The following is a 20,935-nucleotide window of genomic DNA, read 5'->3' as shown; positions in this document are numbered from 1 at the left end:
CCCGCTCTAAATTTCTGTTTTGTCGCGCAATTTTTCCGAAAAGTGGTTCCCACTTTATCGGGTAGCGCTCTAAAGCGGGATGATTACACCTCGTTAACCATAGCGGGCGCAGAATTCAAACCTGACCAGAATCAGCTCAGAAGGCTCTGATCATGCCTCATGCGCCCGCCATTAATGATAATTTGCCGCCGCTGGAACAGGCGCGTCTGCTGCTCGATAAGCGCGTAGAGCGGACACCGTCGATCTTCAAGGCGCTGATGGCCTCGGCGGCGTTTGCCGTTTCGGGACTATGGCTGGCGGCGTCTATGCTGGTCGGCCCGGTCATGTCGCATAACAAGGCGGAGCCAACGCCTGTCGTCAGCAAGGCGGTCGATTCGGGCACTGAGGGCGGCTTTCAGTTGTCGGCCAGCCCCTCAGACCTTAAGTGACTCAGTTGCCCTGCTTGTAACGCCAGGCTTCCGAGGCGGCCTTGATCAAGGCCGACGCCTTGTGCACGGTTTCCTGATATTCGGTGAGCGGCACACTGTCGGCAACCACGCCGGCTCCGGCCTGCACATAGATTTTTTCGTCCTTGAACAGGGCCGTACGCAGCACGATACACACGTCCAGCGAACCTGAGCCGGAGATATAGCCAACGCCCCCGGCATAGCCGACGCCGCGTTTGACCGACTCCAGTTCGTCGATAATCTCCATGGCCCGCACTTTTGGCGCGCCCGACAACGTCCCGGCCGGTAGAGCGGCCAGAAGGGCATCGACCGGATCGAGATTCTCCGGAGCGTCGCCTTCGACGTTCGAGACGATGTGCATGACGTGGCTATAGCGCTCAATATAGAATTTCTGCGTCACGCGCACGCTGGCTGGTTTGGCCACGCGACCCACATCGTTGCGGCCCAGATCGAGCAGCATCAGGTGTTCGGACAATTCCTTCGGATCGGCCAGCAGTTCCGCCTCCAGCGCCTTGTCCTCTTCCGGCGTCTTGCCGCGCGGACGCGTACCGGCGATCGGGCGGATGGTCAGCTTACCGTCACGCACCCGCACGAGAATTTCCGGCGACGATCCGGCCAACTGGAAATTACCGAAGTCGAGATAGAAGAGGTAGGGCGACGGGTTCTGACGGCGCAGTGACCGATAGAAGGCGAACGGGTCAAGGTCGAACGGTGCTTCGAAACGATGCGACGGCACCACCTGAAAAATATCGCCCGCCGCTATGTATTCCTTGGCCTTTTCGACCATGGCGCTGTAGTCCGCCGCCGAAGTGGGTGAGGTGAGGGCGGGTTGTTCGCGCTCCATGGCCACGGGCTTGGGCGGCAGGGGCAGACGCAGGTCTTCTTCGACCTGATCGAGGCGCGACAGGGCCGAACTATAGGCCGTCTGTGCGTTCACACCCGCGCCCGGCCATACGGTCGTGGCCAGCAGGATTTCGTGCTTCACATTGTCGAAGACGCAGATGACCGACGGGCGGCATACAACGGCGTCCGGCAGGGACAATGGATCGGGATTGGCGGGCCCCAGCGGCTCGTAACGCCGGATAAGGTCATAGCCGAACACGCCGAACAGCCCCGAAATCATCGGCGGCAGGTCTGCTGGAATTTCCAAACGGTGCGCGGTGACGAGCGCGCGCAGGGACTCAAGCGTTGGCGCGCTTTCGGCCTCATACAGCCCTTTGGCAATCGCCGCTTCGCCGCGCGCGATTTCCGCGCGCTCACCGAAACAGCGCCAGACGAGGTCAGGCCGCAGGGTGAGGATCGAGTAGCGCCCGGCCAGAGCGCCGCCTTCGACCGATTCGAACAGAAACGAGAAGGCGCGGCTTTTGGCCAGTTTGAGATAGGCCGAGACGGGCGTTTCCAGATCGTCGGTCAGGCGGCGAGTGACGATAACCGGTTGTCCGGCGTCATATTTGGCCGCAAAGCCGCTAACGCCGGTGGCATCGGAAGCGAAGGCCGCGCTGATCATTTGGCAGCCTTGCCGGCTTCTGCCGTCTTGTCGTCCGCCTTGATGCTGGCCGGGTTGAGGCCCAGAGCCGCGATTGCGGCATCGGGGTTGGTCTTAGTCTTGACCGCGGCGCGCGCGCCCTTGCGCATGGTGAAGCTGAGGTCCTGGAACAGGCCATAGGCGACGGCCTGACCGGTCATGGCCGAAGCCTGATTAACGGCGGCGGCTTCGCCCTTGTTGATGGCAGTGACCTTACCCACGACGCTGACCATTTCGTTCAGGCGGGCGGTGAAGACTTCATTATTCTTGGCCGAAAAGATGCGGCCGGTCAGCTCCGGGCCGACCTGCTGCGGGGCCGTCTGACGCGCCAGACCGGCGCGCGTTTCGACCTTAAGACCCATCGAAGAGGCGACCGCTTCAAGCGATTCACCTTTGCGCAGGCGCGCAGCGGCTTCTTCGCTCTTGGCGGCCACGCGATCCCCGGCCGTCTTTTGTTGCCAGGCCTGAATCATCTGCGGCTTGATGGTATCGAGCGCCGGGACTTCCGACGGCAGGACTTCGTTGACGCGCAGGGCGAAATACTCGCCATTGCCCAGTTCGGTGACGTCGGTTTCGCCGCCCTTGGGCTGATCGAAGGCGGCCTTCAGGATCGGAGCGTACTGGAACGGCTGGCCGTTGCCCATCTGACCTTCGGCGGTCATCGGCGGCAGATTGATGACACGCACACCGGCCTTTTGAGCGGCGGCGAGGAAGTCGGCACCGGCCGAACGTTCCTTTTCAAACACTTCGGACGCCTTGTAGGCCAGATCCTTGGCCTTGTCGGCCTTGTATTCAGCCTCAAGCTGACCACGTACTGTATCGAAGCCGGTCACCGAAGCGGCGGTGATGCCCGACACCTTTACAACCGCCAGACCAAGGCTGCCCTGAATCGGTCCGGATACCTCACCTTGTTTCAGTGCAAAGGCGGCGTCGGCCACCTTGGCATCGGCCACGGCGGTCTTCGGTTTGGCGTCATAGGCGATCACGGTGCCTTTGTTGGCCTTGGCCGCGGTCTTGGGGTCGGTGCCCGAACGCAGGGCCTGAGCCACGGCTTCGGCCGCCTTCTGATCCGGCACGGTCACCTGCACGAAGGTGCGGGTTTCCGGATTGGACAGGGTGTCGCGGCGGAATTCATAGAGTTTCTTCAGTTCGGCCTCATCGACCGTCACTTTCGAGGCGAAATCGCCGGGGGCGAAGGAGACAACCGTAAACTGACGCAGTTCCGGGCGGCGCAGGCGCTCCTTGTTGTCGTCATAGAATTTCTTCAGTTCGACATCGGTAGGCTGACCCGGCTTTTCGATATTATCCGGCGTGACAACCAGAAGCGTAGTGTCGCGCGTTTCGCTGGCGAACGCGCTTTGCAAAGCCGCATAGATGCGCGGCGGCTTAAGACCAGCCACCGAGGCTTCGATAAACTGACGGTTAGCGATGTCGTCGCTGATGATCTGCTCGAACTTGGTCTCGCTCATCTTCATCTGCGTGGCCAGTTCCTGCTGGTACTTGGCCTTGTCGAACTTGCCGGTGATCGAATCGAAGAAGATCGGGTATTTGGCGATCTGATCGGTCACCACCTTGGCCGACGGGCGCAGACCGACCTTAACCAGCCATGCCGACACCGAATCCATATCGGCCAGTTCTTCCATGATGCGCACGTGCAGGCCCTGCTTCACGGCGTCTTCATAGGTCAGGGTCTGGCCGCTCTGTTGCTCGGCTCCCGTCTTCCATTGGTCAAACTGACGACGATAATCGTCCGTCGTCGTCTGGCGATCACCGGCATCGACCACGTTGCGCGAGGAGGGCCGCGAGAACAGGTCGTGCATCCCGAAGACGGCGAAACTCAGGATCAACGCCGCCATCAAAATCTTGAAAGTGAGCGACTTGGTAAACTGACGGAAGCTGGAGATCATGAAAGGGGCGACCTTTGAAAGATGAAGTGCCGCCGCTCCGGGGCGGACGGCGCGCAGACATATAATTGACCAACCGTGACGGGATCAAGGCTGTTACAAACGGAATCCAATTGTTTGCCGGTTTTTTCTTGGCGTAACGGGTCGGTTTCGTTACAGATAACATTATCAACAAAATATAACATGCCACTGATTTTATAATGCCAAAACATCCGCTTATCGCGGGCAACTGGAAGATGCATGGCCTCAGGGACGCCATTCCGGAAGCCCTGGCCATGGATACCGCCGCACGCCAAAGCCGTGCTTCGGTCGCCATCTTCCCGCCGTCCACACTTCTCTTTGCCCTGAGTGAAGCCCTGAACGCCCGTCCTGAACCCAGCCCAGTGCGTCTGGGTGGTCAGGACTGTCACAAAGACGCCCAAGGTGCGTTTACTGGCGATCTGTCGGCCGAAATGCTGAAAGACGCCGGGGCCGAAATGGTCATATTGGGCCATTCCGAACGCCGTCATGGCCACAAGGAGGCCTGTGAAAGCGTGGCCGCCAAGACGCTGGCGGCACTACGGGCCGGGCTGGAGCCGATTATCTGCATCGGGGAAACGCTCGATCAGCGTCAGGAGGGCCTGACCCACGCTGTGCTCAGCAAGCAGTTGCGTGACAGCCTGCCTCTGGCGCTGGAAGGGCAAACCTTCCATGTCGCCTATGAGCCTGTCTGGGCCATCGGCACCGGCCACGTGCCTACCGATGATCAGGTCATCGACGCCATGCTGCTGATTCAGAAGCATCTGGCGCAGCGTTTCCACAATCAGGTCGTGCCGCACACGCTTTATGGCGGCTCGGTCAAGCCGGACAATGCCCGCCACCTGTTGTCGCTTGACGGCGTGGATGGCCTGCTGGTCGGCGGTGCATCGCTTAAGGCTGAGGATTTCAACCGCATCATCGCCGCCGCGGACTGAAATTCCACCGCAAATCCTTGAAACAGCTATGGCCAATGCCCAGTCTTAATGCTAAGGGCGTGCGCTTACGCTTTGGACAAGGCGCGCGACCCACAGGGGCGTAAACCTGCCCTGAGCCCAGACATTCGCCCAAAAGACCCCGGAACTTCATGCTGTTCGTTATCCTGCTCTCGATCCAAATCCTCATCGGTATTGCTCTGGTGGGACTGATTCTCGTTCAGCGGTCCGAAGGCGGGGCGCTGGGTATGGGCGGCGGTCCGTCGGGCTTTATGTCGGCGCGCGGTGCCGGCAACTTCCTGACCAAGGCCACGTCGATTCTGGCGTTCCTGTTTTTTGCCAACTGTATCGCCCTGACCGTGGTGTCGAACCTCGACCGCCGCGGTACTTCTGTGGTCGATCAGGTCGGTGCTGACAATGTTAAGCTGAACGAAGCTCAGGCTTCGGCGGCTGCCGCAGCGGCGGCACAGAATGCCCAGCAATCGACCGGTGCCGCTTCGTCTTCGGCTGCGCCCTCCCTGACCGATCTTCCGTCGCCGACCAGCGCTGCGCCGTCGCTCAGCACGCTGGGGGCTCCGGCCTCTTCGGCTGCGTCGTCAAGCGCAGCCCGCCCGGCGGCGAAACCGGCGGCCCAACCGGCCAAGCCTGCCGCGACCTCATCGTCATCTGCGGCGTCGTCTTCGGCCTCAAACTGAAGACCGCTTTAAATTCTGAACTCAGGACCGGCTCACAGATCGCTTTGTGAGCCGATCTTTTTGACTATATATGAAGGTAAGTGGAATCGCCCGCAGCGGTTCCCGGATAAAGGTTTTCCGACATGCCCACGGTGAACACGGATATGGCGCGCTTTGTATTTATTACGGGGGGCGTGGTGTCCTCGCTCGGCAAGGGGCTGGCTTCGGCGGCGCTCGGGGCCCTGCTTCAGGCGCGCGGTTATAAGGTTCGCCTGCGCAAGCTCGACCCCTATCTGAACGTCGATCCCGGCACGATGAGCCCCTATCAGCACGGGGAAGTCTTCGTCACCGATGATGGCGCGGAAACCGATCTCGACCTCGGCCACTATGAGCGTTTCACGGCAGTCAATGCGCGCAAGACCGACAATATTACCACCGGGCGCATATATTCCAATATCATCGAAAAAGAGCGGCGCGGCGACTATCTGGGCGCCACCGTGCAGGTCATTCCGCACGTCACCGATCAGATCAAGAGCTTTGTCCTGTCGGATCAGGGCGATGCCGACTTCATTCTGGTCGAAATCGGCGGCACGGTCGGCGATATCGAAGGCCTTCCCTTCTTTGAAGCCATCCGCCAGCTGGGGCAGGAGCTGCCGCGCCGTCAGTGCTGCTTCATCCACCTGACCCTGCTGCCCTTCGTCAAGACGGCCGGCGAGATGAAGACCAAGCCGACCCAGCACTCGGTCAAGGAACTGCGCTCGATCGGTATTCAGCCGGACATTCTGCTGTGCCGCAGCGAGTACGAAATCCCGCGCGAGGAGCGCCGCAAGATCGGTCTGTTCTGTAATGTGCGCGAAACGGCGGTCATCCAGGCGCTCGATTCGGCCAATATCTATGCCGTGCCGATCGACTATCACCGCGAAGGTTTCGACAACGAGGTGCTGAGCGTGTTCGGCATCGAAGACGCGCCGCAGCCCGATCTGTCGATGTGGGAAGACATCACCCACCGCTACGCCAAGCCGGACGGCGAGGTGTCGATTGCCATTGTCGGCAAGTATACGGTGTTAAAAGATGCCTATAAGTCGCTGATCGAAGCCGTTTATCACGGCGGCATGGCCAATCGCGTCAAGGTCAATATCGAGTGGGTCGAGTCCGAAACCTTCGAGGACGATCCCGAAACCGTGCGTCAGAAGCTGGAAAACGTGCACGCCATTCTGGTGCCCGGCGGCTTTGGTGAGCGCGGGGCCGAGGGCAAGATCATGGCCGCCAAGTTCGCCCGCGAAAACCAGATTCCCTATCTCGGCATCTGTTTCGGGATGCAGATGGCCGTGGTTGAGGCCGCGCGCCATCAGGCCGGCATCGCCAAAGCCACCTCATCGGAGTTTGGCGACAGCGGCGAACACGTTGTGGGCCTGATGACCGAATGGCTCAATGGTAATGAGCTGAATCAGCGCGCCGCGGGCGGCAATCTGGGGGGCACCATGCGTCTGGGGGCCTTTGCGGCTACGCTGCGCGAAGGGTCTAAGGTCGCCGATATCTATGGCACCACGCAGATTTCCGAACGCCACCGCCACCGTTACGAAGTCAACCGCGACTACATCCCGCAGCTTGAGGCCTGTGGCCTGAAGTTCAGCGGCATGTCGCCGGACGGCCTGCTGCCGGAGATCGTCGAACGCGACGACCATCCGTGGTTTATCGGCGTGCAGTACCACCCGGAATACAAGTCCCGCCCCATGCAGCCGCACCCGCTGTTCAAGAGCTTCATCACCGCGGCGCTCGACCGCAGCCGTCTGGTTTAGAGCGTATTTCGTTCATTTTGAATCGAAATAGCGCTCTAAATTTATGGTTTAACGCGCTTTTTTTCCGAAAAGTGCATCACACTTTTCGGAAAGCGCTCTAATTTTCAGGATACCCTCATGCGTCAGCTTATTTCTTCCGGTTCGCCGTTTGAACCGACCATAGGTTTTTCACGCGCCGTGCGTATCGGCAACCGTATCGAAGTCGCGGGCACCACGGCCATGCGCGAAGGCAAGCTGGTCGGGGCCGGCGATTGCTACCTGCAAACCAAGACCATCCTCGAAACTATCGTCAAAGCGGTGGAAGAGGCGGGCGGTTCGGTGACCGACATCATCCGCACGCGCATCTTCCTGACCGATATGTCGCTGTGGCAAGAAGCCGCCCGCGCGCACGGCGAAGTGTTCGGTGAAATTCGTCCGGCATCGAGCTTCCTCGGCACCTCGGCCCTGATCAACCCGGAATGGCTGGTTGAGATCGAAGCCTCGGCTGAGATCGCAGCTTAATACCCGCCCAGGCGGGTATTCGCCTTTTTGGCAGCTCAAACGCCGCATGGCTCGCCGCATAAGCGGCGGCGGGCGGTCGCCCTTGCCAAGCCTTGATGCGTAAGGCTCATCAAGGCTTGGAATAACCCGGCAAAAGCCCTTTGCCAAAAAGCGGGTTTGTAGTAACAGACCTTGACCATCCGGATATCGAATCCGGACTGATTTCGCGTCCGCAGGAGATTGTCATGTTCGCGCGCATCTTCAAGCCGTCCAAGACCGCCATGCAGTCGGGCAAGGCCAAGACTCAGGACTGGGTACTGGAGTTTGAACCGGCTTCGGCGCGCACGCCTGACCCGCTGATGGGCTGGATTTCGGCGGCGGACACCCGTACCCAGGTGCGCCTCTCCTTCGACACCAAGGAGCAGGCCATGGCCTATGCCGAAACCCACGGCATCCCCTTCCGCCTGATCGAGCCGGAAACCCCGCCGAAGATCATCAAGGCCTATGCCGACAATTTCGCGTCCAACCGCCGCCAGAGCTGGACGCACTAAGAGCGCTTTGAGACTCCGTAGCTCAGCTGGATAGAGCATCCGCCTTCTAAGCGGACGGTCGCAGGTTCGAATCCTGCCGGGGTCGCCATTTCTCCAATTTGTGAGCACTGACCGTCCCTTTCGCTTTGACCGGGGCGGCGGGCTGGTGTTGAATAGGGTGCGCTGCCACCGTAAAGGCCCTGTTGCCCATGTCCGTGTTCCGCCCCCTGTCCCGCCTTGCCGCGCCGCTCGCTCTGGCCGGTCTTGTGTGCGGTCTGACGGCGTGTAATCAGGGACCAAAGGCATCAGATGACAAGCCCGCTCAGGCCCCGGAAGCCACGCTCACCCCCACCCAAAGCGATAGCGCCACGCTAAAGGCCGTTCTGGCGCGCGGGCGGGTCAGTTGCGGCGTGCATCCCGGTCTGATCGGCTTTTCGTATAAGGACAATTCCGGCCGCTGGCGCGGTTTCGACGTCGATTTTTGCCGCGCTCTGGCGGCCGCCATCTTTTCCGATGCCGATAAGGTGACCTATGTGCCGCTGACCACGACCGAGCGGTTCGAGGCGCTGAAAACCGGCAAGGTCGATGTGCTGTGGCGTTCGACCTCCTGGACCCTGTCGCGCGACGCGGCGGATCAGGTTGATTACGCCGGCATTAACTATTATGACGGGCAGGGCTTTCTGGTGCGCAAATCCCTGCGCTTGAACAGCGCCACCGAACTGAATGGCGCGCGCATCTGCGTGCAGACGGGTTCGACCAGCGAGCTTAATCTGGCCGACTTTTTCCGCGCGCGTGGGCTGAAATACAACCCTGTCGTGGTGAAGAACGAGGACGAGGGGCGCGACGCCTATGCCGCCGGTCAGTGCGATGCCCTGAGCAGCGACGTGTCGGCTCTGGCGGCGGCGCGCGCGACGCTGAGCGACCCGACGGCCCACACCATTCTGCCGGAAATCATCTCAAAGGAACCTTTGGGGCCGGTTGTGCGGCAGGGCGACGACCAGTGGACGGACATTGTGCGCTGGACACTCTATGTGACCATCGTCGCCGAGGAGTTGGGTGTCAGTAGCGAGACGGTCAAGGCGCAGCAGCTGGAATCCCAGAACCCGGAGGTCCGGCGTCTTCTCGGCTCAGAGGGTAATCTGGGCGGCGGCCTGGGGCTGGGGCCGGAATGGGCCTATAATATCCTGTCGCAGGTCGGCAATTACGGCGAAATCTTCGACCGCAATATCGGCGCAGACTCACCGCTTAAGCTGTCGCGCGGGCTGAATGCGCAGTGGAACGCGCCGGAACGCGGCCTGCTCTATTCGCCACCGGTGCGCTGAGCGGAGGTAACGACCGGCGTGTCGAGCGTCGCCTGACCCCATTCGGCCCACGACCCGTCATAGAGCCGCACCTTGTCATGACCGACCTCATGCAGAGCCAAGGCGATGATGGCCGCCGTCACCCCTGATCCGCACGAGGTGATGACCTGCGTTTTCGACGTGACGTGCAGGGCGGAGAAGATGTTTTTCAGTTCTGCCACCGGTTTCAGCGCCCCGTCGCGGATCAACTCACTGGCGGGCAGGCTGCGGCTGCCCGGCATGTGCCCGGAGCGCAGGCCGGCGCGCGGTTCCGGAGCCGTGCCATCGAAACGCGCGGCCGGGCGGGCGTCCAGCACCATCTCATCTGACGCGCCAAGATGGGCCCGCAACACATTGAGAGATATAACCAAATCAGGATTTAGGTTCGGGGTGTAGGGGACGCCCTTGACCCATTCCGCGCCGCTACCTGTCGGATATCCAGCCGCTATCCACGCCGGTAGGCCGCCCGCCAACACCTGCACCTTTTTATGGCCCATCAGGCGGAAGGTCCACCACACGCGCGCCGCGGAAAACAGGCCGTGCCGGTCATAGACCACCACGTGATCGGTTTCGCGGATGCCCATGTCGCCGACAGCCTGTGCAAACATGTCGGGTGTCGGGGCCATGTGCGGCAGGCCGCTGCTGTGGTCGCTGATGGCGTCGATATCGAAAAACTGCGCCGTTGGTATATGGCTTTCGGCATAGAGGGCGCGCATATCCGTGCCGTCCAGCGCCCAGCTACCGTCGATGATCTTGACGGACCCGGCATCGAGCAGGGATTTCAGGGCATCGGCCTCTATCTGTCCAGGCATGGCTCAGTCCTTTTTCATCTGCGCATAGGCGTCGAGCGCCCGCTGACGCGCCACAGCGTGATCAACGATCAGGCGCGGCGCGCCCTTTGAGTTAGAGGCTGAAACGCCTGCGAAATCAAACAGGTCGCGTTCAAATTTTTGGTGATGAGCGGATGCCGCGCCAGCTATCTTTTCCGTAAAACCGGAAACAAAGCGCCGGCGATAGGCCCCCTTCGGGTCGAATTTCTCGGCCTGAGTCAAGGGGTTGAAGATGCGGAAATAGGGGGCGGCATCGGCCCCGGACCCGGCTACCCATTGCCAGCTGGCCGTATTGCTGGCCGGGTCGGCATCGACCAGCGTGTCCCAGAACCACTGTTCCCCTTGCCGCCAGTCGATCAGCAGGTGCTTGGACAGGAACGAGGCGCAGACCATGCGCACGCGGTTGTGCATGAACCCCGTGCGCCAGAGTTGACGCATACCAGCATCGACCAGACTGTAGCCGGTTTCGCCGCGCTGCCATGCGCGCAAACCGGCCGGATCATCGCGCCAAGGCATGGCGTCGAAGGCGCTTTTGAAATTGACGCGGTCCAACTCCGGCTGGAGTTGCAGGATGTTGTAGCTGAAATCGCGCCAGGCCAGTTCGGCCCGGAATTTTTCCAGATCGTCGCTCAGGGCCGGATGAGCCGCAGCGTGCGCTTCGGCTTCATGAAGAACGCGGTGCGGGCTGATTTCGCCAAAGCGCAAATGCGGCGACAGGCGCGAGGTGATGTCGAGGTCGGGCCGGTCGCGGTCCGGCGCATAGCCTTTCAGCCCAGAGCGCAGGAAAGCTGACAAGCGCTGATGCGCGCCGTCTTCGCCCGGCGTCCACACATCGAAACCTTCAGACCAGTCGTGCCCCGATAGTGTCAGGGCGGGTTTGAGCCCCAGCGCGTCTATGTCCACACTCTCCGGCCATTCGGCGGGGGCGGGCCAAGGGGTTGCCAACGCTTTGCGGGCATGGCCTCTGGCCGCGCCGCGCGCCAGCAGAGCGCGGTAAAAGGGGGTAAAGACCTTGTACGGATTGCCGTCGCCCGTGCGAATCTGCGTCGGATCGGACAGAAGGTGCGTGTTGAAAATCTCGACCGGGATGCCCAACGCCTTGCTCAGTTGGGCATCGAAGGCGTCGATTTTCGGTTCGAAGGTGCGTGAGGCGATCAGTCGCGTCGCCGAAACCTGCCCGATCAGACGCTTTAACTGCGCCAGAGCGGACCCTTTGAGGACGATCAGTCGTGCTCCGCGCGCCCGCAAACTCTGATCCAGCGACCGGAGAGAGCGATCCAGCCACCATTTCGAGGCTGCGCCCAAAGGCCGTTGCGCCAGTTGTTCGTCGTAAATATAGACCGGCACAACGGGGCTACCGCTGTTGAGCGTGGCTTCCACGCCTTCATGATCTTGCAGTCGCAGATCGGAACGAAACCACAGGATCGTCGTTTGGGTCATCAATAGGGGCCTGTTTAAAACCGGGTTTACGTGCGGTCGGGCGGGTTCGATCAATCCGATGACTATTGACCGGATCGGGGGAGGCGACTAAGCCAGAATAATCTAGCACCCAGAGTTCCTTTATGTCCTCACCGCCGAAACTGAGCGCGTGTATTATCACCAAGAATGAAGCCGATCGTCTCGCCAATTGCCTGCGGGCGATTGAGGGGCTGGTCGATGAGATGGTGGTGGTCGATTCCGGCTCCACGGACGGCACGCCGGACATGGCGCGTCAGATGGGGGCGAAGGTCTTCCACAATGACTGGGTGGGGTACGGGCCGCAAAAACGCTTCTCCGAAGACTGCGCCAGCCACGACTGGATACTCAATCTGGACGCCGATGAGGTGGTGACGCCGCATCTTTATCAGGAAATCAAGGCCCTGATGGCCAGGGGCCCTGACCTGCCGGCCTATCGGTTCAAGCTGCGCAATGTCTATCCGGGTAAGGATAAGCCGCGTTTGTGGGCCGACTATCACAACTATGTGCGCCTCTATGACCGGCGCAAGGTGCGTTTCCGGGACTCGCTGGTGCATGACACGGTGGACACCAGGGACGAGCCCGTAGGGCAGCTACACGGGTCGGCGACGCACTTTTCGGCGCGCTCCTATGCGCATATTCGCCAGAAGCTCGACTCCTACACCAATCTTCAGGCCAAGGCGTTGAAAAAGCCCGCCTGGGCGATTTGGGCGCGTCTGCCGTTCGAATATCCGTTCGTGTTCACGCGCTATTTTCTGTTCCGTTGCCACTTCACCGGCGGCTGGGACGGGGTTCTGTCGAGCCATCTGGCCGCCGAAGCTCGCGTGAAACGCCTGTTAAAAATTCTCAAGGCTCAAAAAGAGCTTAAAGCAAAATCTTAAGGCATCGGATTACATGTCTTCCGTTAAACCTTCCTTCTGGCAAGATATGGCCTGGCGCTTTGAAGCGCTGATGTACGACCTGTTTGTCGGGATCGTGCGCGCCCTGCCGGTCGATACAGCTTCGGACATGGGGGCGTGGCTGCTCAAAACCATCGGTCCCGTTACTCCGACCCAAAAACTGGTTCGTCAGAACCTCGACCTTGCCTTTCCGGACAAGGATGAGGCGTGGAAGGCGAACGTCGCCCGCGCTCAGTGGGACAATCTGGGGCGCACCTTTGCCGAATTCGCCATTATGGACCGCATCCGCATCGCCAATGGGCGCGTTGAGGTGGTCAATATGGAGCGCCTGAAGGCCATAGCCGAGAGCCAAACCCCTGTGGTCTTCATCTCCGGGCACTTTGCCAACTGGGAGATTATGCCCTCAACCATCGTCGATGCCGGGGTCGAGTGTCAGATGACCTATCGCGCTGCCAATAACCCTTATGTGGATGAACGCATCAAGGCCGGACGGATGCGTTATGGCGTGCGTCTGTTCGCGCCGAAGGGCGGCGACGGGGCCAAGGAATTGCTGATCGCTATGGGCAAGGGCGAATCGGTCGCCCTGATGAACGATCAGAAGTTCAATCGCGGGGTTGCCACGCCCTTTTTCGGGCGCAGCGTCGATACAGCGCCCGGCCCGACGCGGCTGGCTATGCGCTTCGGCACGGTGTTGCAGCCGATGACGGTCGAGCGCCTGCACAAAGCGCGCTTCCGAGTGATCGTCCATGAAACGATTGAGGTGGATGACACGGGTCATAAGGCCGCCGACATCGACACCACCGTGGCCAAGGTTTCGGCCTTTATCGAAGAGGTGGTGCGTGCGCGGCCGGAAGAGTGGTTCTGGGTGCATAAGCGCTGGCCCAATGACGCCTATAAACCGGGCACGCCCAAAGCCCCTTAACGTGGGCTCATAATATGTGAAGCGCGCAGCGCTTGCCTGAGACGGCGCTCGGTATCATGATGTCCCTCTTAAGGAACCACGTCGCCTGCCGCATGTCCGATAAGCCCAAGCTCTCCCTTACCCATCGACGCCTGCTGATCGCCGGGGTCTCCCTTCTGGGGGGGCTGTTTGTGGTCATGGTCGGGGCGTTGTGGGGTGATGACATCATGCGGCACAATCTCGACCCCAAGGTGCCGTTTCAGACCTACGCGCCGCCAGCAGCTCCCGATTATCGCAAGGTGAGCGGGTGGTATCTTAATCCGGCGCTTAACGGGTTGGAGGTGCGTCGCAACCGTAATCCTCAGAAGGTCGATGTCTTCTTCATCCACGGCACTACCTTCAATGGGGGTAAAGACTGGGTGGGGCCGATTGATGATCCCACTTCCAGTGCCGAGGTGATACGCAGTCAACTGCCCAACTACGCCGGACCGTTCAATGCGGTCGGCTATGTGTATGCGCCGCGCTATCGTCAGGCCAGCCTCTACAGCCAGTTGACACAACGCGAAGACGCGCGTGAGGCGCGGCAATTCGCCTATGGGGATGTTGAGGCCGCTTTTGACGCCTTTCTGGCCCAGCGCCGTAATGGCAGCGGCTTTATCATTGTGGGGCTTGAGCAGGGGGCGTTTCTGGGGCAGAGGCTGCTCAAAGAGCGGATTTTGACCGATGAGGCGCTAAAGTCGGCGCTGGTGGCCGTCTATTTTCTCGAAGCCCTGACGCCTGCCGCTGATTTTCAGGTGGGACAAGCGGTCCCGGCCTGTCAACAGCGCACCCAATATGGCTGCGCCGTCGCCTATCTGAGCGTCGATAATGGCCGTCCTGACCGCGCCTTACAGGCGCAGCGTCGAGCGATGGAGTGGAGCCAGACCAGTATTATGGAGCCGCTGGATGGCAAGGCCCTGTGCGTCAATCCGCTGACCGGCGGAGTGACGGACAAGGAGATCGAGGCGCGCCACAGTCTGGGTGCGGCCAATGCGACGGGGCTGGAATGGGGGACGACGCCGGCTCTGATGCCGCGCAAGGTCAGTGCGCGCTGCCGCGGTGATATCCTCTATGTGTCGCGACCGTCGGGCCCGTCTTTCGACGTTGACGGATCGTGGGCAGATAGTAAAAAAGTACGTCCGTACAATCTGTTCTATGCCGATCTTCAAGCGGATTCGCAAGCGCGCTGGCTCGCTTGGCGCGGGGCACGCCGGGATTAATCCACCTTATCCGCCGCATCGGGTCGCCAGTCGAACAGGTGGCGCAGGACTTCCAGAGCCTGCCGACGCTGCGGCGGGAACTGCGCCTCGTGCTGAAGAATATACTGCGCCTCCCGTGACGCCGTGGCGATCAGGTCGGCGTGCGCCACCGGATCAACAAAGCGATAGGCGGGGAAACCTGACTGCCGCGCGCCCAGCACATCGCCTTCCCCACGCAGTTTCCAGTCCATTTCGGCGATCTCAAACCCGTCTTCCGTCGTGCGCAGCAGTTCAAGACGCGCCTTGGCCGCCTGTCCCAGCGGCATGTCATAGAGAAGAATGCAGGCGCTTTTGGCCGAACCCCGCCCGACGCGGCCGCGCAACTGATGCAATTGTGCCAAACCGAAGCGTTCGGCCTGTTCGATAATGATGATCGAGGCATTGGGCACGTCGATGCCGACTTCGACCACGGTCGTCGCGCATAGTAGCGGCAGTTCGCCGGAAGCAAAGCGCGCCACCACGTCTTCCTTTTCGGCCGAGGGCAATCGTCCGTGCACTAGCCCGACCTCACGCCCCAGCGCCTCCTGAAGTGACTCGTGACGGGCTTCGACCGCGATCAGGTCGGACTCGGCGCTTTCTTCGACCAGCGGGCAGATCCAGTAGGCCTGCGAACCGGCGGCTATGGCTGATTTCAGCCGGTCGAATACCTCCGACAAACGCGCACGCGGGATGACGGCTGTATGGATAGGTTGTCGGCCGGCGGGCTTTTCATCGAGCACGCTGAGGTCGGATTCGCCATATTGGGTGAGCGCCAGTGTGCGCGGAATGGGCGTTGCCGACATGGACAGGTAGTGGACGCTTTCGCCCTTCAGGAACAGGCGTTGCCGCTGCCCCACGCCGAAGCGATGCTGCTCGTCGATGACGCAAAATTGCAGGCTTTTGAACGCCACGCCTTCCTGAAACACCGCATGGGTGCCGAAGATCATTGTCGTTTCACCTGACGCAACGGCGGCGCGCTTGGCTTCGCGCTCCTTACCCTTGTCGCGTCCGGTCATCAGGACGGCAGAAATGCCCATATCGCTCAGGATGGGCAGGGATTTTTCGTAATGCTGGCGCGCCAGAATTTCAGTCGGCGCCATCATGACGCTCTGATGCCCGGCTTCGGCGACGTCGATCATGGCCATAAGCACCACCAAGGTCTTGCCCGACCCCACATCGCCCTGGATCAGGCGGTTCATGCGTTCGCCGGAACGCAGATCGCCCCGAATATCGCTCAGGGCGCGCGTCTGCGCCCCCGTAAGGGCAAAGGGCAGGGTGGACAGCGCCTTATCCGCCCAGACGTGACGGTCGATGATCAGGGCCGGGGTGGCCTGACGGTGCTGCTTGCGCGCCTTCATGGCCAGTTGATGGGCCAGCGCTTCATCATAGGCCAGCCGTTTGCGCGCCGTGGCATCGGGCAGCAGATCGGCTTCACTCACAGGCGCGTGGGCGGCGCGTAACGCATCCGAAAAACCGGAAATTTTTAGCCGCCCCAGCGTCTCATTATCCAGCCATTCCGGCAGGTCAGGCACCCGGTGCAGGGCCGCTTCGACGAAACGCCGCATCAGGCGCGGCGAAACGGCTGACGTAGCCGGGTAGACGGTTTCAAACAGGGGGATAGTGTCCTGTTTGTCGAGCGGCACCACATAGTCCGGGTGGTTCATCTGAAGCGACGCGCCAAAACTTTCGACCTTGCCGCTGATCCAGCGGGTTTCCCCGACCGGGTGTTGCTGCTCAAAACCACGGATCGCGTGGAAATAGGTCAGTTGCATCTGACCGCTATCGTCAAAGACAGTGATGCGCTGCGGCCCCTTGCCGGCGCTTTTCTGATAGCTACCGATGGTAACGCATAGGGTCTGAACCTGCCCGACGCGGGCCTCAGCGATGCGGCTTACGGGCCGAAAAATCAACTGGCTAGGCAGGGTGAACAGCAGGTCACGCACATAGGGCCCGACGTGACGGATCAGATGCGGCGCAATTTTCGGCCCGACCCCTTTCAGGCCGGTCAAAGACGTGTAATAGGGGAACAAAATTTCCGGACGCATAGGCTCTTTCAAGCACCAAACCGTATGAAAGAGAAGGGCGATTGCGCTCCATAGACGGGAAAACCATGACTGACACCGCTGACGATCTCCATCAGGCCCGCCTGCGCAAGCTGTGGTTCCGCGCTTCGCGGCGCGGTTTCAAGGAGGCTGACATCATTCTGGGGCACTTTGCCGAGGAATACCTGCCCACCATGACCGCCGAACAGCTCGATATTTTCGAAGCCTTGCTCGAAGCACCGGATCAGGATCTTTACGGCTGGATCATCGAACGCGACCCTGTGCCGCCAGAGCATAAATCCGAAATCATGAGCCAGCTCAATCAGTATTATAAGATAGCTTACACAAAGCTTCAGCAATAGATGTCTGATATTTCCCGCATTACTGCCGCTGCGACCCGCCTGTCCCTGACCGGGTGTCCGCCGGGTTACGACAGTCTGGTGGCCTCGGACCTGACGCGCGCCGAGGGGCTGGCGCTGTTCGTGGCACGCGATCACGGCCGCATGAACGCTATCGCCGAAGAACTGGCCTTCTATGCGCCGGAACTGGACGTGATTCGTTTCCCGGCCTGGGACTGCCTGCCTTATGACCGGGTGAGCCCGACGACGGGCCTGATTGCCCAGCGCATGAGCGGCCTGACGCGGCTTCAGGCCCTGAACGGCAAACCGGCAAAGCCTGTGCTGATCCTCACCACATCGGCCTCCTTGTCGCAGAAGGTGCCGCCGCGCGACGCCATGCGCGGAAGTCTGTTGTCGCTCAAACCCGGTCAGAGCATCGAAACGGGCGAGCTTGAGGCCTATTTTTCACGCAACGGCTATAACCGCGTCTCGACCGTTTCCGAGCGCGGTGAATTTGCCGTGCGCGGGGGCATTATCGACGTCTTTTCGCCCAGTCAGGATGAGCCGGTGCGGCTCGACTTCTTCGGCGATCAACTGGAATCCATCCGCACCTTCGATCCGGAAACGCAGCGCTCGCTGAAACAGATTGCCGCGATTGACTTTATGGCGGTGAGCGAAATCCTGCTGGATGAAAAGAGCATCAGCCGCTTCCGTCAGGGCTATCTGGAAAACTTCGGCGCGCCCGGCGATGACCCCATCTATGCGGCGGTGTCTGCCGGCATCCGTCGGCAAGGCGTCGAAACCCTGCTGCCTCTGTTTTATGAGCGCCTCGACAGCGTGTTCGACTATCTGCCGTCGCAGACCCTGATCCTTCTGGACGGTCTGGCTGAACAGGCCTTTGGCGAATGGCGCGACTCCGTGCTCGATGCCTATGAATCGCGCAAAGGCTCGGGCGATGCCCGCGTCATGGCCAAAGGGGCCGTCAAGCTGGACAGCGGCTATCGCGCCCTGCCGCCCGATCGCCTCTATCTCGATGATAGCGAATGGCAGAGCGGGCTGCAAAAGGGCCGCGTGCGTCAATTCGAGACCTTTCAGCGCGATGATGCCTCGGCCATTGATCTGGGCGCACGTCCGGGCCGCAGCTTCGCGCCGGAACGCCATCAGGACAGCGTCAACCTCTTTACCGCCGTGACCGACCACGCCAAGCTCCTGTCGAAGGCCGGTAAGCGGGTCCTGTTCGCCTCGTGGACCGAAGGCTCATCTGATCGTCTGGGGGCCATGCTCTCCGATCACGGGCTCGACAAGACGCGATTAGCCAAAGACTATGCCGATGCGCTGAGCTTCGGGGTTGCCGGCACCAAGGCCAAGCCTATCCAGCGCGCCATTCTGCCGCTCGATCAGGGGTTTGAGACCGAGACCCTGGCGGTCATTTCGGAAACCGACATCTTAGGTGATAGATTAGCCCGTCCGCGTAAACGTCGGCGTGCTAATAATTTTCTTGCCGAAGCATCATCCCTGTCTCAGGGCGATCTGGTCGTGCATATCGAGCACGGCATTGGCCGTTATGAGGGCCTGAAGACGCTGAGCGTCAACGACGCCCCGCACGCCTGCCTCGAGCTTCAATATGCCGCGGATGCCAAGCTCTACCTGCCGGTCGAAAATATCGACCTGCTGACGCGGTACGGGGCTGATTCTGACACGACGCAACTGGACCGTCTGGGCTCGGCGAGCTGGCAGGCGCGTAAAGCCAAGGCCAAGGAAAAGCTGCGTGAGATGGCCGATGGCCTGATCCAGCTGGCCGCCGCGCGTGCCCTTAAGGTGGGTCAGCAAATCGACCCGCCGTCCGGGCTTTATGACGAATTCTGCGCGCAGTTCCCTTACGAAGAAACCGAGGACCAGCTCAACGCCATCCACGATGTCCTCGACGACTTGTCGAAGGGGCATCCGATGGATCGTCTCATCTGCGGCGACGTCGGCTTTGGCAAGACCGAGGTGGCGTTGCGCGCGGCCTTTGTGGTGGCTATGTCGGGTCAGCAGGTGGCCATTATCTGCCCGACGACGCTTCTGGCGCGCCAGCATTTCAAGACCTTCAGCCAACGCTTTCAGGGCTGGCCGATCCGCGTCCGTCATCTGTCGCGCATGGTGACGCGTAAGGAGGCGGATGAGACCCGCGACGGCCTGAAAAGCGGCGAGGTTGAGGTGGTGATCGGTACGCACGCCCTGCTGTCTGAGCAGGTCGGGTTCAAGGATCTGGGCCTTGTTATTGTCGATGAGGAGCAGCATTTCGGCGTCAAGCATAAGGAAAAGCTCAAGGCCTTCCGTGCCGATGTGCATATGCTGACCCTGTCGGCGACGCCGATCCCACGTACTTTGCAGATGGCCCTTTCCGGAATTCGGGAAATGTCCATCATCGCCACGCCGCCCGTGGACCGTCTGGCGGTACGCACCTACGTCCTGCCTTTCGACGCCGTCAGCATACGCGAAGCGCTTCTGCGCGAGAAATATCGCGGCGGGCAGGCCTATTACGTGGTGCCGCGCCTGAAAGACCTGCCGGACCTCGAACGCTTCCTGCGTGAGCAGGTGCCGGAGGTGAAGTTCATCGTCGGCCACGGTCAGATGACTCCGACCCAGCTCGAAGAGGTGATGACTGCCTTCTATGACGGTCAGTACGACGTGCTGCTGGCGACCACCATTGTCGAGTCCGGACTGGACGTGCCGACCGCCAATACGCTTATCGTGCACCGCGCCGACATGTTTGGTCTGGCGCAGCTGTATCAGATCCGCGGGCGTGTCGGGCGTTCCAAAACGCGCGCCTTCGCCTACCTAACAACCCAACCGCATCAAATCTTAAGTGAAGCTTCAGAAAAGCGACTGAAGGTCTTGCAATCGCTGGATAATCTGGGGGCTGGGTTCCAGCTGGCCAGCCACGATCTGGATATCCGGGGCGGCGGCAATCTGCTGGGTAATGAGCAGTCCGGTCATATCCGTGAAATCGGCGTCGAGCTGTATCAGCAGATGCTGGAAGACGCCGTCAATGAGTTGCGCAGCCGCGCCGATGAGCCCGCTACCGATAATCGGGGCTGGTCGCCACAGATCAATGCCGGCGCTGCGGTCATGATCCCGGAGGACTATATTCCGGACCTTAATATCCGCCTGTCGTTGTATCGCCGTGTGTCGGAAGCCGAAAAGCGCGAGGATCGAGAAGCGCTGGCCGCCGAACTGATCGACCGCTTTGGGCCCATTCCGGAAGAGGCCGAACAACTGCTGAAGGTAGTGGGGATCAAGGGCCTGTGTCGTGAAGCCAATGTGGCGAAGTTTGATGTCGGTCCAAAGGGCGCGGTCATCAGCTTCCGTAATGATCAGTTCAGCAATCCGGTGGGGCTGATTGGCCTCATTCAGGCGCATCCGCGGGATTGGAAACTGCGTCCGGATCAGAAGCTGCTCGTGCGGGGCGAATGGCCAGAAGCGGCCGGGCGTCTGGCCGCGGCAGAAAAGATCATGACGCGACTGGCGGCGATAGCGGCCGGTTAGAGCGCTTTCCGAAA

General features: G+C 60.8%; 17 protein-coding genes and 1 tRNA gene. 13 read left to right on the top strand and 5 right to left on the bottom strand.

The window, feature by feature from the left end:
- Positions 1 to 152: 152 nt before the first annotated feature.
- A complete protein-coding gene (locus tag ASTEX_RS14410; protein ID WP_013480361.1) occupies positions 153 to 428 on the top strand; it encodes a hypothetical protein in 276 nt (91 codons plus the stop codon).
- 1 nt (position 429) lies between these two features.
- On the opposite strand, the gene trpE is transcribed toward ASTEX_RS14410, so the two are convergent.
- Together trpE and ASTEX_RS14400 are read right to left on the bottom strand one after the other, a co-directional pair.
- Positions 430 to 1,953: an anthranilate synthase component I gene (gene trpE / locus ASTEX_RS14405; RefSeq protein ID WP_013480360.1), complete on the bottom strand. Its 1,524-nt coding sequence runs from the start codon at positions 1,951 to 1,953 to the stop codon at positions 430 to 432.
- A complete protein-coding gene (locus tag ASTEX_RS14400) occupies positions 1,950 to 3,878 on the bottom strand; it encodes a peptidylprolyl isomerase (protein ID WP_013480359.1) in 1,929 nt (642 codons plus the stop codon). The genes trpE and ASTEX_RS14400 overlap by 4 nt, the downstream gene beginning before the upstream one ends.
- Positions 3,879 to 4,075: 197 nt before the next feature.
- Here ASTEX_RS14400 and tpiA point away from each other — a divergent pair, with 197 nt between their 5' ends.
- From tpiA to ASTEX_RS14365, 7 genes are all read left to right on the top strand, one after another.
- Complete coding sequence (tpiA, locus tag ASTEX_RS14395) at positions 4,076 to 4,828, top strand: triose-phosphate isomerase (protein WP_013480358.1); 753 nt, start codon at positions 4,076 to 4,078, stop codon at positions 4,826 to 4,828.
- Positions 4,829 to 4,977: 149 nt separating this feature from the next.
- A complete protein-coding gene (gene secG, locus ASTEX_RS14390) occupies positions 4,978 to 5,520 on the top strand; it encodes a preprotein translocase subunit SecG (RefSeq protein ID WP_013480357.1) in 543 nt (180 codons plus the stop codon).
- Positions 5,521 to 5,663: 143 nt separating this feature from the next.
- Complete coding sequence (locus ASTEX_RS14385; RefSeq protein WP_041659555.1) at positions 5,664 to 7,298, top strand: CTP synthase; 1,635 nt, start codon at positions 5,664 to 5,666, stop codon at positions 7,296 to 7,298.
- Positions 7,299 to 7,415: 117 nt separating this feature from the next.
- Complete coding sequence (locus ASTEX_RS14380; RefSeq protein WP_013480355.1) at positions 7,416 to 7,799, top strand: RidA family protein; 384 nt, start codon at positions 7,416 to 7,418, stop codon at positions 7,797 to 7,799.
- 224 nt (positions 7,800 to 8,023) lie between these two features.
- Entirely contained in the window at positions 8,024 to 8,329 is a 306-nt protein-coding gene (locus tag ASTEX_RS14375) for an ETC complex I subunit (RefSeq protein ID WP_013480354.1), read from the top strand.
- A gap of 11 nt (positions 8,330 to 8,340) precedes the next feature.
- A tRNA-Arg gene (locus ASTEX_RS14370) sits at positions 8,341 to 8,417 on the top strand.
- A 100-nt stretch (positions 8,418 to 8,517) separates the two neighbouring features.
- Positions 8,518 to 9,630: an amino acid ABC transporter substrate-binding protein gene (locus tag ASTEX_RS14365; RefSeq protein ID WP_013480353.1), complete on the top strand. Its 1,113-nt coding sequence runs from the start codon at positions 8,518 to 8,520 to the stop codon at positions 9,628 to 9,630.
- Here ASTEX_RS14365 and sseA read toward each other — a convergent pair.
- Complete coding sequence (gene sseA / locus ASTEX_RS14360) at positions 9,609 to 10,460, bottom strand: 3-mercaptopyruvate sulfurtransferase (RefSeq protein WP_013480352.1); 852 nt, start codon at positions 10,458 to 10,460, stop codon at positions 9,609 to 9,611. The two genes, ASTEX_RS14365 and sseA, sit on opposite strands and share 22 nt — an antisense overlap.
- 3 nt (positions 10,461 to 10,463) lie before the next feature.
- Complete coding sequence (locus tag ASTEX_RS14355) at positions 10,464 to 11,918, bottom strand: cryptochrome/photolyase family protein (protein ID WP_013480351.1); 1,455 nt, start codon at positions 11,916 to 11,918, stop codon at positions 10,464 to 10,466.
- A gap of 122 nt (positions 11,919 to 12,040) precedes the next feature.
- Here ASTEX_RS14355 and ASTEX_RS14350 point away from each other — a divergent pair, with 122 nt between their 5' ends.
- The 3 genes from ASTEX_RS14350 to ASTEX_RS14340 are packed head-to-tail and all read left to right on the top strand — an operon-like array spanning position 12,041 to position 14,992.
- A complete protein-coding gene (locus ASTEX_RS14350; protein WP_013480350.1) occupies positions 12,041 to 12,814 on the top strand; it encodes a glycosyltransferase family 2 protein in 774 nt (257 codons plus the stop codon).
- 13 nt (positions 12,815 to 12,827) lie between these two features.
- Entirely contained in the window at positions 12,828 to 13,754 is a 927-nt protein-coding gene (locus tag ASTEX_RS14345) for a lysophospholipid acyltransferase family protein (protein ID WP_013480349.1), read from the top strand.
- Positions 13,755 to 13,810: 56 nt separating this feature from the next.
- The gene (locus ASTEX_RS14340; protein ID WP_013480348.1) at positions 13,811 to 14,992 is read left to right on the top strand and encodes a DUF3089 domain-containing protein; all 1,182 of its coding nucleotides are present in this window, start codon (positions 13,811 to 13,813) and stop codon (positions 14,990 to 14,992) included.
- Here the strand turns inward: ASTEX_RS14340 and recG are convergent.
- On the bottom strand, positions 14,989 to 17,055 hold the full coding sequence (gene recG, locus ASTEX_RS14335) for an ATP-dependent DNA helicase RecG (RefSeq protein WP_013480347.1): 2,067 nt from the start codon (positions 17,053 to 17,055) through the stop codon (positions 14,989 to 14,991). The genes ASTEX_RS14340 and recG overlap by 4 nt on opposite strands.
- A gap of 65 nt (positions 17,056 to 17,120) precedes the next feature.
- Here recG and ASTEX_RS14330 point away from each other — a divergent pair, with 65 nt between their 5' ends.
- Positions 17,121 to 17,414 carry an FAD assembly factor SdhE gene (locus tag ASTEX_RS14330; protein WP_041659386.1) on the top strand — a complete coding sequence of 98 codons (294 nt, stop codon included), beginning with the start codon at positions 17,121 to 17,123 and terminating at the stop codon, positions 17,412 to 17,414.
- Positions 17,415 to 20,921: a transcription-repair coupling factor gene (gene mfd, locus ASTEX_RS14325; protein WP_013480345.1), complete on the top strand. Its 3,507-nt coding sequence runs from the start codon at positions 17,415 to 17,417 to the stop codon at positions 20,919 to 20,921.
- Positions 20,922 to 20,935: the final 14 nt, after the last annotated feature.

The organism is Asticcacaulis excentricus CB 48 (genome assembly GCF_000175215.2).
Taxonomy (GTDB): domain Bacteria; phylum Pseudomonadota; class Alphaproteobacteria; order Caulobacterales; family Caulobacteraceae; genus Asticcacaulis; species Asticcacaulis excentricus.
The sequence above is the reverse complement of the archived record's forward strand: the minus strand, read 5'-3'. Positions and strand labels throughout refer to the sequence as shown.

Coding starts and splice junctions, on each gene's coding strand:
- ASTEX_RS14410 (WP_013480361.1), top strand. CDS start 153: ATGCCTCATGCGCCCGCCATTAATGATAATTTGCCGCCGCTGGAACAG.
- ASTEX_RS14365 (WP_013480353.1), top strand. CDS start 8,518: ATGTCCGTGTTCCGCCCCCTGTCCCGCCTTGCCGCGCCGCTCGCTCTG.
- mfd (WP_013480345.1), top strand. CDS start 17,415: ATGTCTGATATTTCCCGCATTACTGCCGCTGCGACCCGCCTGTCCCTG.
- ASTEX_RS14355 (WP_013480351.1), bottom strand. CDS start 11,918: ATGACCCAAACGACGATCCTGTGGTTTCGTTCCGATCTGCGACTGCAA.
- ASTEX_RS14375 (WP_013480354.1), top strand. CDS start 8,024: ATGTTCGCGCGCATCTTCAAGCCGTCCAAGACCGCCATGCAGTCGGGC.
- recG (WP_013480347.1), bottom strand. CDS start 17,055: ATGCGTCCGGAAATTTTGTTCCCCTATTACACGTCTTTGACCGGCCTG.
- ASTEX_RS14400 (WP_013480359.1), bottom strand. CDS start 3,878: ATGATCTCCAGCTTCCGTCAGTTTACCAAGTCGCTCACTTTCAAGATT.
- ASTEX_RS14385 (WP_041659555.1), top strand. CDS start 5,664: ATGGCGCGCTTTGTATTTATTACGGGGGGCGTGGTGTCCTCGCTCGGC.
- ASTEX_RS14340 (WP_013480348.1), top strand. CDS start 13,811: ATGATGTCCCTCTTAAGGAACCACGTCGCCTGCCGCATGTCCGATAAG.
- ASTEX_RS14330 (WP_041659386.1), top strand. CDS start 17,121: ATGACTGACACCGCTGACGATCTCCATCAGGCCCGCCTGCGCAAGCTG.
- ASTEX_RS14380 (WP_013480355.1), top strand. CDS start 7,416: ATGCGTCAGCTTATTTCTTCCGGTTCGCCGTTTGAACCGACCATAGGT.
- ASTEX_RS14350 (WP_013480350.1), top strand. CDS start 12,041: ATGTCCTCACCGCCGAAACTGAGCGCGTGTATTATCACCAAGAATGAA.
- ASTEX_RS14345 (WP_013480349.1), top strand. CDS start 12,828: ATGTCTTCCGTTAAACCTTCCTTCTGGCAAGATATGGCCTGGCGCTTT.
- trpE (WP_013480360.1), bottom strand. CDS start 1,953: ATGATCAGCGCGGCCTTCGCTTCCGATGCCACCGGCGTTAGCGGCTTT.
- tpiA (WP_013480358.1), top strand. CDS start 4,076: ATGCCAAAACATCCGCTTATCGCGGGCAACTGGAAGATGCATGGCCTC.
- secG (WP_013480357.1), top strand. CDS start 4,978: ATGCTGTTCGTTATCCTGCTCTCGATCCAAATCCTCATCGGTATTGCT.
- sseA (WP_013480352.1), bottom strand. CDS start 10,460: ATGCCTGGACAGATAGAGGCCGATGCCCTGAAATCCCTGCTCGATGCC.